Source organism: Rhodanobacter glycinis, from assembly GCF_900114325.1.
Classification (GTDB): Bacteria; Pseudomonadota; Gammaproteobacteria; order Xanthomonadales; family Rhodanobacteraceae; genus Rhodanobacter_A; species Rhodanobacter_A glycinis.
Genome location: NZ_FOSR01000002.1, coordinates 385,552 through 399,746 on the forward strand (window position 1 = coordinate 385,552; position 14,195 = coordinate 399,746).

9 protein-coding genes and 2 rRNA genes are annotated in these 14,195 nt (G+C 62.8%); 4 read left to right on the forward strand and 7 right to left on the reverse strand.

Annotated elements, in window-relative coordinates; all coding sequences use genetic code 11:
• The first annotated feature begins 16 nt into the window (after nucleotides 1-16).
• Nucleotides 17-1,813, forward strand: a complete 1,797-nt coding sequence (locus BMY90_RS03840; RefSeq protein WP_092701743.1) for an autotransporter outer membrane beta-barrel domain-containing protein — start codon at nucleotides 17-19, stop codon at nucleotides 1,811-1,813.
• A gap of 72 nt (nucleotides 1,814-1,885) precedes the next feature.
• Here BMY90_RS03840 and BMY90_RS03845 read toward each other — a convergent pair whose 3' ends face one another.
• Both BMY90_RS03845 and BMY90_RS03850 read right to left on the reverse strand, forming a co-directional pair.
• Complete coding sequence (locus tag BMY90_RS03845; RefSeq protein ID WP_092701746.1) at nucleotides 1,886-2,752, reverse strand: YbaY family lipoprotein; 867 nt, start codon at nucleotides 2,750-2,752, stop codon at nucleotides 1,886-1,888.
• A 265-nt stretch (nucleotides 2,753-3,017) separates the two neighbouring features.
• On the reverse strand, nucleotides 3,018-6,074 hold the full coding sequence (locus tag BMY90_RS03850) for a TonB-dependent receptor (RefSeq protein WP_175481485.1): 3,057 nt from the start codon (nucleotides 6,072-6,074) through the stop codon (nucleotides 3,018-3,020).
• A gap of 324 nt (nucleotides 6,075-6,398) precedes the next feature.
• On the opposite strand from BMY90_RS03850, the gene BMY90_RS03855 reads away from it, so the two are divergent.
• Nucleotides 6,399-6,989, forward strand: a complete 591-nt coding sequence (locus BMY90_RS03855; RefSeq protein WP_245734864.1) for a helix-turn-helix domain-containing protein — start codon at nucleotides 6,399-6,401, stop codon at nucleotides 6,987-6,989.
• Nucleotides 6,990-7,061: 72 nt separating this feature from the next.
• On the opposite strand, the gene glyS is transcribed toward BMY90_RS03855, so the two are convergent.
• Nucleotides 7,062-9,215, reverse strand: a complete 2,154-nt coding sequence (glyS, locus tag BMY90_RS03860) for a glycine--tRNA ligase subunit beta (RefSeq protein WP_092701754.1) — start codon at nucleotides 9,213-9,215, stop codon at nucleotides 7,062-7,064.
• The gene (glyQ, locus tag BMY90_RS03865) at nucleotides 9,212-10,123 is read right to left on the reverse strand and encodes a glycine--tRNA ligase subunit alpha (RefSeq protein ID WP_092701757.1); all 912 of its coding nucleotides are present in this window, start codon (nucleotides 10,121-10,123) and stop codon (nucleotides 9,212-9,214) included. Before glyQ ends, glyS begins: the two co-directional genes overlap by 4 nt.
• A 98-nt stretch (nucleotides 10,124-10,221) precedes the next feature.
• Here glyQ and tfpB point away from each other — a divergent pair, with 98 nt between their 5' ends.
• Complete coding sequence (gene tfpB / locus BMY90_RS03870) at nucleotides 10,222-12,039, forward strand: type IV pilus assembly ATPase TfpB (RefSeq protein WP_092701760.1); 1,818 nt, start codon at nucleotides 10,222-10,224, stop codon at nucleotides 12,037-12,039.
• A 20-nt stretch (nucleotides 12,040-12,059) separates the two neighbouring features.
• Nucleotides 12,060-12,824 carry a glutamine amidotransferase gene (locus tag BMY90_RS03875; protein ID WP_092701764.1) on the forward strand — a complete coding sequence of 255 codons (765 nt, stop codon included), beginning with the start codon at nucleotides 12,060-12,062 and terminating at the stop codon, nucleotides 12,822-12,824.
• On the opposite strand, the gene BMY90_RS03880 is transcribed toward BMY90_RS03875, so the two are convergent.
• From BMY90_RS03880 to BMY90_RS03890, 3 genes are all read right to left on the reverse strand, one after another.
• Complete coding sequence (locus BMY90_RS03880) at nucleotides 12,789-13,472, reverse strand: rhomboid family intramembrane serine protease (RefSeq protein WP_008211253.1); 684 nt, start codon at nucleotides 13,470-13,472, stop codon at nucleotides 12,789-12,791. The genes BMY90_RS03875 and BMY90_RS03880 overlap by 36 nt on opposite strands.
• Nucleotides 13,473-13,671: 199 nt before the next feature.
• Nucleotides 13,672-13,785: ribosomal RNA gene (gene rrf, locus BMY90_RS03885) — 5S ribosomal RNA — on the reverse strand.
• A gap of 181 nt (nucleotides 13,786-13,966) precedes the next feature.
• A 23S ribosomal RNA gene (locus tag BMY90_RS03890) occupies nucleotides 13,967-14,195 on the reverse strand; the annotation flags it as partial.

Below are 14,195 nucleotides of genomic sequence, written 5' to 3' on the forward strand. Positions count from 1 at the left end.
ACGCAGGAGCACCACCATGTTCCACCCGCGCAAGCTCGCCAGCGCCATGGCCCTGGCCCTCGGCTGTATCGGCGTCGCCCACGCCTCTCATTCCACATTCGGCAACGTGGTCGTGTTTGGCGACAGCCTCAGCGACAACGGCAACCTGCACTCCATCGAACCGGGTACGCAGCAACGCTTCACCACCAACCCCGGTGAAGTCGCGGTGGAACTGGTGGCGCAGCACTACGGCTACACCCTCACGCCCTCCGTCGCCGGCGGCACCGACTACGCCTGGGGCGGCGCCCGCGCCGCGACCGATATCGGCCCCGTCGTCTCGATGCAGACCCAGGTCAGCAATTACCTGACGGCCAATGGCGGCCACGCCAACGCGAACACGCTGTACACCGCGTGGATCGGTGCCAACGACCTGTTTGCCGCCGCCACCGACCCGGCCAATGCGCAGACCATTGCGCTGTCGGCCGCCAACGCCGAAGTGGCCACGCTCAAGCAACTGCACAATGCCGGCGCCAAATACATCGTCGTGTTCAACCTGCCCGACGTGAGCAAGACACCGGGCATCCGCGGCACCAGCGAAGCGGGCTCGGCCGGCCTGCTGGGCACGCTGTACAACGGTGTGCTGAATGCCGGCCTGGGCCAGATCGGCACCGGCATCATCCCGGTCAACGCCTATGCGCTGCTCAACCAGGTCATCGCCGACCCGGCACGCTACGGCTTCAGCAATGTCACCGACCAGGCGTGCACCACCAGCAGCTCGATCAACTGCTCCGCCAGCACCCTGGTCACGCCGAATGCCGCCAGCAGCTATCTGTTTGCCGACGACGTGCACCCGACCACCGCCGCGCACGCCATGCTGGCGCAGGTGGTGCTGTCCGAACTGGCCGCGCCGCAGCAAATTTCCCTGCTCGGTGAAGCGCCGTTGGCCGCATCCGAAGCGCAGACCCGTGCGTTGCGCAACCAGATGCTGGCCGATGATTTCGGCAGCAAGACCCGCTTCTTCGCCAACATCGACTATGCGCGGCAGCGTTTCGATGCCAGCGACAGTTCACCGAAGACCACCAGCAACAACGTGAATCTCACCCTGGGCGCCGACGTGCGCGCCAATGACTACCTGTCGACCGGTGTCGCACTGGGTATCGGCAATGCCAACGCCAGCGTGTCCGGTGGCGGCGGTTACAAGCTGCAGGACATCTCCGGTCTCGGTTACATCACCTTGCACCATGACGGCGGCTATGTGGGCGGCTACGCCAACTTCGGCCAGTCGAACTTCAGCAACATCGAGCGCAGCTTCCAGGTCGGCGCGGCGCGCGTCACCGAATCGGGCAAGGCCGATGGCTCGCACCTCGGCGCCGGCCTCACCGGCGGCTGGTGGTTCAACGTCGGCGGGCTGCGCACCGGTCCGTTCGCCAACCTCGACTGGCAGAACATCAAGATCAATGGCTACAGCGAAGGCGGCAGCGACGCCACGGCCATGTGGTTCGGGCGGCAAGAGCGCAAGGCGCTGATTGGCACGCTGGGCTGGCGCCTGCAGGGCCACTGGCAACTGAACCAGGCGGTGCTCTCGCCCTTCGTCGAGCTGGCCTGGAACCACGACAGCAAGGCCGACCAGCGCATGATCACCGCAGGCCTCAACAGCCTGAACGGCAGCTTCGAGATGGCCGGCTTCGCCCCGGACAAGAGCTGGGCCACGGCGGATGTCGGCATCTCCGCCAAGTTCGACAACATGATGACCTGGTTCGGCTACAGCGGCCGTTTCGCCGACAGCAGCCAGAAGTACAACAGCCTCAACCTGGGCTTCAAGTTCGCCTTCTGATCCGGCGGCTGCCCACAAAAAAGCCGCCCGTGGAAACGGGCGGCTTTTTTTACGCATGGATCTCTGGGAGGCTTAGTTGCCCTTGCCACCAGTCGCCATGTTCAACATGTCCAGCGCCTGTTGCTTCAGGCTGGCCGCATCGCTGTCATCCAGCGGGCTGACCTTGCCGGAAGCCTCGTGCTGCTTGAGCACCAGCGTGCCATCGGCACTCCAGCCGGCACGGTCGATCGACGACGGCTTGGCACCCTGGTTGGCTTTCTTCTGCTGCACGACCACCCACGGCTTGCCATCCTTGTAGGCGAAATCGGTGGCGGTGAAGCCCTTGTCGCCACGGTCGGCGCGGGCACGGATGAACTGCACCTGGTCGTTCTGGCGGAACACCTGCCAGCCATAGGAGATGTCTTTCTCCAGCTTGGTGCCGGTGTGGATCTTCATGGCGCCCAGCTGCTTCTGCTCGGCCTGGAACGCTGCCAGTTCCTTTTCGCCCGGAGTCTGCTGCGGCACCAGCTCGATCGAGACGTTGGTCACCGGATGGCCCTTGGTGAGCACCGGTGCCTGCAACGGCATCTCGTAATGACGGTCGCCATCAATCAGCTCGGCCTTCACCACGTACAAGTCATTCGGCACCACGTCGGCCGTATTGAAGCCCAGCTCGAATTGCAGCGGGAAGGTGGTCGCCGGCGCAATCGTCTTGGTCGCCAGCGGCGTGGAGCCCTGCTGCGACACGTCGACCAGGTTGATCACCAGCTTGTCCGACGCCGACGGCTTGTCGCTGCCGCGAATCGTGATCGTGCCGCTCACCGAGTGAGCGGCGGCCTGCGCAGCGGAGCCCGCTGCGGCCGGGTTCGCACCATTCGCGGCCTGCGTCGACGAGCCCGAATTGCAGCCGGCGAGCGCCAGCGAAACTGCCGCCACGAGCGGCCAAACCATCATACGCATGGGAAAACCTCAATCTGCGATCAAACGGGAGCGCGAATTTCGCCAGGCGCCTGCGCGCTGCCTACCTTCGCGGGGGAAGGCTCCAAGAATAAGACGATTGCGAATCGAAAGCAAAAGTCAATAAGGGGATGCGTTCGATCCTCCAAACACTACACTCGTTCGAATGCAGTCAAGCATCTTGCGAAATTGCATTTCGCTTTTGTTCGGCACGCACATAAAAGAATCGCCGCATGCGCGGCGATTCTTTTATCGGTACCACCTACGATCAGAAGTCGTAGGTCACCTGCAGACGTGCATAACGCGGCTGCTCGAAGTACTCGCCCATGCCATACGTGTTGGTGATCGTATAGGGAGCAACACTGTTCGAGTTGTTCGCATACGTCTGGACACGACGACGCTCGTTCAGCACGTTGAAGCCCTGCAGGCTGATCGCGAGCTTGTGGTCCGCAAAGCTGGGACGATAGGTCACCGCCAGATCCAACATATGGGTCCACGGGTTGCGACCCGCATCGCCCGGACGGGACGGCTGGCCGAGGCAGTAGTGATAGTACGAGGAGTAACCGACCGGATCCTCCTGAGTCGGGCCGACGTAGCCCAGGCAATTCTTCGGCGTCCCCGATTCCGCGATCAGGACACCCGACACCATCCATTCCGGGGTAATCGCATAGGCACCGCGAATCTTGATCTGGTGCGTACGGTCATTGGAGAGAATGCCGTTGCTGTACTGCATCAGTGCGGCGGCATCCCAGTCGGAAGTCTTGGAGGTATCGGTCTGGCCCGTGTCAGACTTGACTTGGCCTTCCGTATTGCCATAGCTGCGCGAGAACGTGTAGTCAATGCGACCCTGCCACTTACCGTCGAACGGGTGCTCAAGATACATGTTCAGCGCGTAGTACTTGCGCTTCGCTCCTGTCGTAAAACCCCAGTCACTCATGGACATGCGGACCGACGTGCGCCCATTGCCATTGGCGTTGGCGAGGCTGAACGTATTGGTTTCGCCCGGATTGAAGATGACGCACCCAGGAATGGTCACACTGTGCGGATTGATGCCTTGCGCGGCCAGCTTGTCGGCAATCTTGCCGGTGTCGCAAACGTCATCGATCGCGGTCTGCAGCTTGCGCACGTTCAACGACGCACCAGTCACCCAGCTTTCACCCAGCTTCTTGTCAAAGCCGACAATGAACTCATCCTGGTACTGGGACTTGAGGTCGGTGGCGGTAACCGATTTCGCATCGGGCGCCTGCCCGTACTCGTTGTTGGTAGACACCGGGCCGGGCCCCAGCGCCTTGCCGAGGACCGGCGAGCCGTCTGCCTTGATATCGACGTAATCGAAGTATTCGTTGGTGTAGGTGGATGCCGAAGCGCCGCGGATGGCCACGCTGTTGGGCAGCGCGAGATAGTACCGACCAAGGTTCCCGTACACCTTCAACGATGAATCGCCAAAGACGTCCCACGAAGCACCCAAGCGCGGCGCCCACTGGTTGCCGCTGTCGACATAGGTCGCGCCGACGTTGTTCTTGTTGACGAACTTATCGTTGCGCAGGCCCAGGCTGAGCAGCAGGTTGTTGCTGACCTGCCAGCGATCCTGCACATACTGGGCCGTCTGCTTGGCAGACATGCTGGTGGTGGTGCTGAAGATGTACTTCCGCACGTAATAACCATTGCCGCCTGGCGCACCAACGCCCAACGACGGGCTGATGGCCTTGCTCGGATTGGACGCATGGCTGTAGATCCACGCGTAACCGGGGCCCGACATCGACTGACCTTCGTTCGACGCCCAGTAGCTCATATTGTCGATACCGGCGGACAGGTCGTGATCACCGAGCCTGTACTCCAGATCGACTCGCAAGCCACGGGTGGTGTTCTTGGCGTCCGGATCCTTCGAGCTGGAGGTGCCAACCGAGTTCTTGATCGGCGTGCCACCGGTGTAAAGCGGGTTCTGGTTCGTCACGCCCGACAGGTACGGCGTCACGCCGTTGTCGCTCGGATTGGTCTGGTAGTCACCGGTGGTGCTGCGACCCCACGTAGCGGACAGCGTCAGATCATCCGTGAGGTAACCCGTATACTTCGCAATATCGTACTTGGATGAAATCTTGGTGGTATTCGGGTAGGAGCCGGTCGGGCCACTCTCGACATTCGTTGCGTAGTCGTAAGCGTTGTACACACCGCTGTAACGCGTCGTGCTGCGGACGTGCGAAAGCTCAAGGATGTTGCTGTCGTTGATGTTCCAATCGATCTTCCCGTAGAACTTGGGCAAGTCGTATTTGTAGTGATTGCGAGCCTGGATGCTGCTCGCGCTGGAATTGGTCGAAACGCCTTCCTGCTTTTCGGACTCTGCTGCCAAGAACAAATAGAGTTTGTCCTTGATCAGTGGGCCACCCACGTACGCGCTGTAAGTCTTCGTCCAAGACTTGTCGCCTTCGCGGCGACGGTAGATGGTGCCTGGCAGATCCTTGTTCTCGTAGCCAAAACCAGCGGGAAACGCTTTATTCGGATAATAGATATCACCAGGCGACGACGAAGCGCCCACCGGGGCCCAGATAAACTGACCACCGAAGTGCCATTCGTTCGTGCCACGCTTGCCGACCTGGCTGATCACGCCGCCATCGGAGCGGCCATACATGGCGCTGTAGCCGCCCGTGTAGACCTGCTGCTGGTCGATGGCGCCATAGGGAAGGCCTATGCCACCCAAGTTGCTCAACGGATTGGTGGTATTGAAGCCGTTGATGTAGTAGGCATTTTCAGTGACGCCCGAACCGCCGAACGAGACTGCGCCATTCGGATTGGTGGTCGTCGAGAAGTTGCCACTGCCAATACCAGCGCCCGGAGCGAGCAGCGAGATCGACTCTGCGCTCCGCCCCAGCGGCAGCATGCTCAACTGCTTGGCATCAATGACCGTGCTGGTGGAAACCGAAGAAATATCGATTGCCGGCAATGCGCTGCCTGTCACGGTCACGGCACTCAGGGCTACCGCGTTCGAAACGCTCGCGCCACCGAACGACACCTCAGTACCACCACCGACAGTGATCGATACATTCTTGCGCGTATCAACCACTGAGCCGTTCTGCGACAACGTCACCGTATAAGTGCCCAGGGGCAGACTGCTCGCACGATAGTTGCCAGCACTGTCGACCGTAAGCGTGCGGGTCACGCCTGTGGTGCCCTGAATGGTCACTGTTTCATTAGCCCCATTCGCCACATGGCCAAAGATGGAGCCAACGGTTGACTGGCCAATCGCCAATCCACTGAACCCGAGTCCGAGTGCCAGAGCGAGGGCAGTCCGGCGAGGGAGGGCCCCGCGCAATATGGAATGCTTGTTCATCAACAAATCTCCCCATGAATCACCCCGAAAGCCGGGGCATCAAAAGTGTTTGAAAACAGCTATTTGCAGGCTGGCAGATTGAGCCGCCCATACTTTCTTGCCGATTTGATGCGCTTGCCTTGTCAACGCTTGGAAACTTCCTGCGTTCCCATCATGGCAATGCCCTCCAGACCGCATCGAATCAGCAGGATATTGCGAACCTATAGCAAGAAATTGCCGAAGTCAACGCTTTCATAACAATCAAGCTTCGCAAAATTTCACATTCTGCGGTGGTCGTTTGGCCTACATTCATGGCTATGCGACACAGGAACGGAAGAATATACGATGAGTTCTCGCAATCACTCCCTGCCCGAGTCGTCCGCCACCTTCTCGGATCGCATAAAAGCGCTGATCTACAGGGTCGGCAGCGTCACTGAAATCGCACGAATGTGCGGTTTTTCCGAAGGTGTCGTCCGTAGTTGGCGAGATGGCAACACCGACCCTTCGCGAGCGCGCTGCGTGACCCTGGCCCGCACCTTGGGCGTCTCGCTGGTCTGGCTGGTCGCGGGCGAAGGGGCCATGCAGGTCGACCCGTCCGTCAATGCGCCGATGGACGACCAGACGAACGCCGAGTCGGTGCAGCCGAACCGGCACCGCACGAAATTGCACACGGCGGCGACCTCGCTGCAAACCGCCGGCATGGCGATGGACTCGGAGCGTCTGGATACGGCGCTGAAGATCCTGCAGTCGGAGCTGGAGCTGAGCCAGAGCGCGCTGTCGCTGGCACAGAATGCGGATCTGCTGGCCGAGCTCTACGGCATCTTGGGACCGCGCGGACAGAGCATCGATACCATGGCGATGCTGACCTTCAACCGTCGGCTGGCCGAGCGAATCCGCCCCCCTCTGGCCCGGCCCCCGCTCGACGCTACCGCCTGAAGTTATCCAGGCAGACGACTGTCGTACCACCGTCCCCGGGTAGTTGCCCCGGGACGGTACGCCTCGACGACGTCAGAGCCTTGCGATATCGGCGATCGCGCCGAACTGGGTGCTGAGCTGGCCAAGCAGGGCCAGCCGGTTGGCGCGCACGCGAGCATCGTCGGCGTTCACCATCACGCCTTCGAAGAAGGCATCCACCGGCGCCTGCAATCGGGCCAACCGGGCCAGGGCTTCGGTGTAGTCGCCCCGACGCAAAGCCTGGGCCGTATCGTGATGGGCACTGGCCAGGGCCTCTGCCAGTGCGACTTCCACCGCGGATTCGAAATACGCCGGGTCGACGACGCGTGCCCCCGTCGCGCCAACCTCACCATCTTCCCGGCTCTTGCGCAGGATATTCGCCACGCGCTTGTTCGCCGCTGCGAGACTGGACGCCTCGGGATGCTTGCCGAACTCGGCCACGGCACGCAGGCGACGATCAAAGTCGTACAGGCTGACCGGCGCCACGGCGAGTACGGCTTCGAACTGTTCCGGTGTGAAACCCCGTTCGGCGTAGTAACCGCGCAGACGCTCCAGCACGAAGTCGTGGAGTTCATCGAGCAGCTCGGCGCGACGCGCGCCCGGGTCAAGCGGTGGTGCCTTGCCGTCCTTGCCCCGCTTCAGACCGGCCGCCAGGGCAGACTCGGGCAACAGTTCCAGCGATTCGGCAAACAGTGCGCGCAGGTCGAGATCGAGCTTGCCTTCGACCAGGGTCCGCGCCAGACCCAGCGCGGCGCGGCGCAGGGCAAACGGATCCTTGTTGCCGCTCGGCTTCATGCCGACGGCGAAGATGCCGGCCAACGTGTCCAGACGCTCGGCCACGGCCAGTACGCGGGATAGCTTGCCATCGGCAATCGCATCGCCCGACTGGCGCGGCTGGTAGTAGCCATCCAGCGCGGCGGCCACATCTGCGGCCTCACCATGGTGCTGGGCGTAGTAGCGACCCATCACGCCTTGCAGCTCGGGGAACTCGCCGACCATGCGGGTCAACAGGTCACACTTGGCCAGGGATGCCGCGCGGGTGGCGGCACCGGCATCGGCGCCGACCCGGTTGGCGATCACGCGCGCAATTTCGGCCACGCGCACGCTCTTGTCCCACAGACTGCCCAACGCCTGCTGATAGGTGACGCTCTTCAGCTGTTCCTGATAATCAGCCAGCGGCGTCTTCAGGTCTTCGTCCCAGAAGAACTTGGCATCGGCGAAGCGGGGGCGGATCACCCGCTCGTAACCCTTGCGGATCTCGGCCGGGTCCTTCGACTCGATGTTGGCCACGCCAATGAACTGCTCGGTGAGCTTGCCGCCGGCATCGAATACCGGCACGAACTTCTGGTTGGTCTCCATGGTGGTGACCAGTGCCTCGGGCGGCACGGCAAGGAAATCCCGGTCGAACGCGCAGGCAATCGCCGCCGGCCACTCGGTGAGATTCGCGATCTCGTCGAGCAGGGTTTCGTCAAGACGCGGCACGCCGTTGGTCTTCAGGCCGGCGCGGGCAATCTCTTCGCGGATGCGTTGGCGCCGCTCGGCGGGATCGGCCAGCACCTTGGCCGCGCGCAACGCATCCAGCCAGCTGTCCGCGTCCAGCACATGCACCGGATTGGTGTGCATGAAGCGATGGCCGCGCGACTTGCGGCCGCTCTTCAAGCCAAGCACTTCACCATCGACGATGGCATCACCGTGCAGCATCACCAACCAGTGCACGGGGCGCACGAAGCTGTAGTCGTGGTCGGACCAGCGCATCGGGCGCGGAATCGGCAACGCCTTCAACGCTTCCTCGACCACCTCGGGCAGCAACGCGGCCACCGGCTGACCCGGCTTCACGGCGCGGAACACGAACCAGGCACCCTTGTCGGTCTCCAGCTTCTCCAGTTGCCCGACTTCCACGCCGCAGGATTGCGCAAAGCCCAGCAGCGCCCTGGATGGTTGGCCATCCGCACCGATCCCTGCGCTGACGGCCGGGCCGCGCCGCTCGATCGATTGCTCGGGCTGCGCCTTGGCTACCCCGGGGATATGGACGGCCAGACGACGCGGCGTGCAGTAAGCCCGCGCCTGGTCCAGTGCGGCTTCGATGCCGCGCGTCGCCAGTCCGTCGCACATGCCGCGAAGGAAGGCGGCAGCAAGCTCGTCCAGCGCCTTCGGCGGCAGTTCCTCGGTACCCAGTTCGATCAGCAGGGATTTGTCGGCGGCGCTCATGCGGCCTGCTCCTTCGGCGTGTTCTTCAATCCCGGGAAGCCGAGCTTCTCGCGCTGCGCCACGTAGGTTTCGGCCACGCTGCGCGACAACGCGCGCACGCGCAGGATGTAGCGCTGGCGTTCGGTCACGCTGATTGCGCGGCGCGCATCCAGCAGGTTGAAGGTATGACTGGCCTTCATCACCTGCTCGTAAGCGGGCAGTGGCAGATTGGCCGCTACCAGCTGATTGGCGGTGGTTTCGCACACGTCGAACCAGTGCAGCAGCTCGGCCACGTTGGCATGTTCGAAGTTGTAGGTGCTCTGTTCCACCTCGTTCTGGTGGAACACGTCGCCGTAGGTCACCGTACCGCGCGGACCGTCGGTCCAGATCAGGTCGTAGACGTTGTCCACGTTCTGCAGGTACATCGCCAGGCGCTCGAGACCGTAGGTGATCTCGCCAGTCACCGGGCGGCACTCCAGGCCACCAGCCTGCTGGAAGTAGGTGAATTGGGTCACTTCCATGCCGTTGAGCCAGACTTCCCAGCCCAGGCCCCAGGCACCCAGCGTGGGTGACTCCCAGTTGTCCTCGACGAAGCGCAGGTCATGCACCAGCGGATCGAGGCCCAGCTCCTTCAGCGAACCGATATAGAGCTCGAGGATGTTTTCCGGGTTCGGCTTCATCACCACCTGATACTGGTAGTAATGCTGCAGACGGTTGGGGTTTTCGCCATAGCGGCCATCGGTGGGCCGGCGCGATGGCTGCACGTACGCGGCGGCCCACGGCTCGGGCCCCAGCGAGCGCAGAAAAGTGGCGGGATGGAAGGTGCCGGCGCCGACCTCGGTATCGAGTGGCTGCAACAGCACACAACCTTGCTTCCCCCAATACTGATTGAGGGTCTGGATCACATCCTGGAAGGTACGTGCGGACATGGCTTTCCGTGACCGTGAACAAAGCGCGTTAGTATAGCCCCAGCAAGCCTGCCCGCCGGCTGTCGGGCCCGCGTTCACCTCCGGAGACCCGCCCACGCATGGCCGCCCATCCGCAAACCCGCTCCCTGCTCGGCCGTCGCGGCAAGCTGGCGCTGGACGAGACACTGGCTTCGCTGGTGGTAGACGGCTATCTGGCGGCGGACGATGCCAAGCAGGTGCGGATGGGAGCTCGCTCCGGTCGCAGTGCCATCGAGCTGCATCCGCTGGTGCTGATTGCCAACGCCAAGTTGCCCAACCAGCGCGAACCGGGACGGCCGCTGAGCCTGGAGAACCTCACCGAGTGGCTGGCCGGCGCGGCCAAGTTGGCGTATCTCAAGATCGATCCGATGAAGATCAACGCCGCGGCGGTCACCCAGGTGGTGAGCCACGCCTACGCGCAGCGCCACCGCATTCTGCCGGTGGCGGCGACACCCGGCGAAGTGACCTTTGCCACATGTGAGCCGTTCGAGGAAGCCTGGGCAGCCGACCTGTCGCACATGCTGCGCCGGGATGTGCGCCGGGTCGTTTCCAACCCGCTCGACATCAACCGCTACCTGCAGGAATTCTACGGTGTCCAGCGCTCGATCCAGATGGCGCAGGATGCCAAGAGCAACGGTGGCTACGACACCGCCGCCATCCTCAATTTCGAGCAGTTGGTGGAATTGGGCAAAGCCGGCGAAGTGGGCGCCGATGATCGCCATGTGGTGCACATCGTCGACTGGCTGCTGCAATACGCCTTCGAGCAACGCGCTTCGGATATCCACCTGGAGCCGCGCCGCGAAGCCGGCCTGATCCGTTTCCGCATCGACGGCGTGATGCACAAAGTGTTCGAGCTGCCGCCGCCGGTGATGACCGCGGTAACCGCACGCATCAAGATCCTCGCGCGCATGGACGTGGCCGAAAAGCGCCGCCCGCAGGACGGTCGCATCAAGACCCGCTCGAGCACCGGGCGCGAGGTGGAACTGCGCATCTCGAACATGCCCACCGCGTTCGGCGAGAAGGTGGTGATGCGCATCTTCGATCCGGACATCGTGGCCAAGGATTTCGGCCAGCTCGGCTTTTCCGCGACCGAAGCGGAAACCTGGCGCAGCATGGTGGAGCGGCCACACGGCGTGGTACTGGTCACCGGCCCCACCGGCTCGGGCAAGACCACCACGCTGTACTCGACGCTCAAGCACCTGGCCACGCCCGAGATCAACGTCTGCACGGTGGAAGACCCAATCGAGATGGTCAGCCCCGAGTTCAACCAGATGCAAGTGCAGACCTCGATCGACCTGGATTTCGCCAGCGGCGTGCGCACCCTGTTGCGACAGGACCCGGACATAATCATGGTCGGCGAGATCCGCGACCTGGAAACCGCACAGATGGCGGTGCAGGCCTCGCTCACCGGCCACCTGGTGCTGTCCACCCTGCATACCAACGACGCGCCCAGCGCGGTCACCCGCCTGCTCGATCTCGGCGTGCCGCATTACCTGATCCAGTCCACGCTGACTGGCGTGGTGGCGCAACGCCTGGTGCGTACCTTGTGTCCGCACTGCAAGAAGGAAGCCGAGCAGGATCCGCATGAATGGGCGGCCCTGATACACGGCTGGTCACTGCCACTGCCCGAGCGCGTGTTCCGCCCGGTCGGCTGCCTGGAATGCCGCAATACCGGCTTCACCGGCCGCACCGGCATCTACGAGATGATGCGCCTGTCGCCGCGATTGCGCGGGCTGATCTCGGCCCAGCTCGATCTTGGCCGCTTTGGCGCCGGGGCCCTCGCCGAAGGCATGCGTCCGCTGCGCATTTCTGCCGCGGAACAGGTCGCACGCGGACTGACGACAGTCCAGGAAGTGCTTACCGTGCTCCCGCCCATCGATACAATCGATGCCGAGTAATCGCCGATACGTTCAACTGCATGAAACCCGTCCTGATCATTCTTACCGGCCGCGCCCCGGACAACATCCGCGCGCGCCACGGAGACTTTCCCCACTGGTTCCGGGTCGGGGCTAAGCTGGCCCGACCGTTGTGGATCGTGGACGTGGCAGCGGGCGAACCACTGCCTTCGCCACATACCGTGTCCGGCAGCATCATCACGGGTTCGGCGGCGATGGTGACCGAACGCGCCGCGTGGAGTGAGCGCACGGCCGGCTGGATTCGGGACGCGATGGATGCGGAACTGCCGATGTTCGGCGTCTGCTTCGGACATCAATTGATGGCACACGCCCTCGGTGGTCGCGTGGACTACCTGCCGGGAGGCCGCGAAATTGGCACGCTGCCCATCTCGCAGTACCCGGGCGGCTCCGGCGATCCGCTGCTGAGCGGTTTACCCACCAGTTTTCGCGCCCACACCACGCACGAGCAAAGCGTACTCGAGCCGCCGGCCGGGGCCACGGTACTGGCCGGCTCCAGCCGAGACCCGAACCATTTCCTGCGCTACGGCCGCCACGCGACCAGCGTGCAATTCCACCCGGAATTCAACGCCGATGTCATGCGCGCCTATATACGGCGCAAGCACAGCGTGATGCAGCAGGAAGGACAGGACCCGCAGGCCACGTTCCGGGCCGTGGCGCCCACACCCGATGCGCGACGCTTGTTGCACCGCTTCGCGCGACTCAACCACCTGGCCGCCGATGCTCCCGAAGCGCTAACCGCGCAAGCGCCGCGCGATCGAGTTGCGTGAGACCAACGCGAAGGCCACGCCGAACAGGAAGCCTGCGATGTGGGTCCACCACACGACTGCGCCGTAGCTCGGGCCTGCATAGCTGAACAGCAATTGCAGCAGCACCCAGATGCCGATCAGCAGGAAAGCCGGCACGCGCACGAACTGCATGTACAGGCCCAGTGGCAACACCAGTCCGAGCCGCGCGCGTGGGAACAACGCCACGTAGGTGCCCACCACGGCCGACACCGCGCCGCTGCAGCCGATGATCGGGCGCCCCACGCCGGCCAATGACAAGGCCCCCATCAGGTTGGCCACCACGCCACCGATCAGGAACAGCAACAGGAAGCGCAACGATCCCAGCGCGCGTTCCGCCGGCAACCCGAAGATCACCAGGAACAAAAGGTTGCTGAGCAGATGCAGCCAGGCCACATGGATGAACAGTGCCGTGAACAGGCGCAGCAACGCCGGGTCCCGCAACTGCCGCAGCAGGCTCTCGTGCTGGTGAAAGATATTCGCCGGAATCGTGCCCCATTCCAGCAGCAGGGACACACGCTGCGGTGCCGGCGTCAGGGCCAACCCGACGAAGGTCACCACGCACACCACGACCAGTAACAGCGTGGCCCACTGCCACTGCTTGCGCCGCCTGGTTTCAACATGGATGAACACGGCGTCCCCGATAGCGGTCTGCTGGAAACATGATACGGGAAGTCATGGGCTTTCCGTGCCATCACGGCCAGGACCGGAAAATGGAAACCCTCGTGCGGAATCAGCACGCCACGCGATCACGGCGGGGGCGTTCTCAGCGGTTCGGTCGGCAGCAAAGCAGAAGGCCTCCCCGGATGGGGAGGCCTTCTAAGGATAAAGCCCCTGGCGGTGACCTACTCTCGCATGCAAGAAGCACACTACCATCGGCGCGGCTGCGTTTCACTTCCGAGTTCGGGATGGGATCGGGTGGTGCCACAGCGCTATGGCCGCCAGGGAAGGGGTAGAAGCAGCGCAACTGCGCCCGCTTCAAAAGGTGTAAACGAGTGACAAGCGATTTGGAACAAGTTGTACCGACATGCGTCATCAAGGCGAATCCTGCTCTTTTGAGAAGCCCGGCCAAGGATGGTCGGGTTCGTCGCAGAGGGATCTGCACATGCGAAGCGTCTTGGGGTTATATGGTCAAGCCTCACGGCTCATTAGTATCAGTTAGCTCAATGCATTGCTGCACTTCCACACCTGACCTATCAACCACCTGGTCTTGATGGTGCCTTAAGGAGAGTCAAGCTCTCGGGAGATCTCATCTTGGGGCGTGCTTCCCGCTTAGATGCTTTCAGCGGTTATCACTTCCGTTCGTAGCTACCGGGCAATGCCATTGGCATGACAACCCGAACACCAGCGGAACGT

Excerpts from the sequence above, each read along its gene's own strand:
- tfpB (WP_092701760.1), top strand. The coding sequence starts at position 10,222 with ATGGCCGCCCATCCGCAAACCCGCTCCCTGCTCGGCCGTCGCGGCAAG.
- glyS (WP_092701754.1), bottom strand. The coding sequence starts at position 9,215 with ATGAGCGCCGCCGACAAATCCCTGCTGATCGAACTGGGTACCGAGGAA.
- BMY90_RS03840 (WP_092701743.1), top strand. The coding sequence starts at position 17 with ATGTTCCACCCGCGCAAGCTCGCCAGCGCCATGGCCCTGGCCCTCGGC.
- glyQ (WP_092701757.1), bottom strand. The coding sequence starts at position 10,123 with ATGTCCGCACGTACCTTCCAGGATGTGATCCAGACCCTCAATCAGTAT.
- BMY90_RS03845 (WP_092701746.1), bottom strand. The coding sequence starts at position 2,752 with ATGCGTATGATGGTTTGGCCGCTCGTGGCGGCAGTTTCGCTGGCGCTC.
- BMY90_RS03875 (WP_092701764.1), top strand. The coding sequence starts at position 12,060 with ATGAAACCCGTCCTGATCATTCTTACCGGCCGCGCCCCGGACAACATC.
- BMY90_RS03850 (WP_175481485.1), bottom strand. The coding sequence starts at position 6,074 with ATGAACAAGCATTCCATATTGCGCGGGGCCCTCCCTCGCCGGACTGCC.
- BMY90_RS03855 (WP_245734864.1), top strand. The coding sequence starts at position 6,399 with ATGAGTTCTCGCAATCACTCCCTGCCCGAGTCGTCCGCCACCTTCTCG.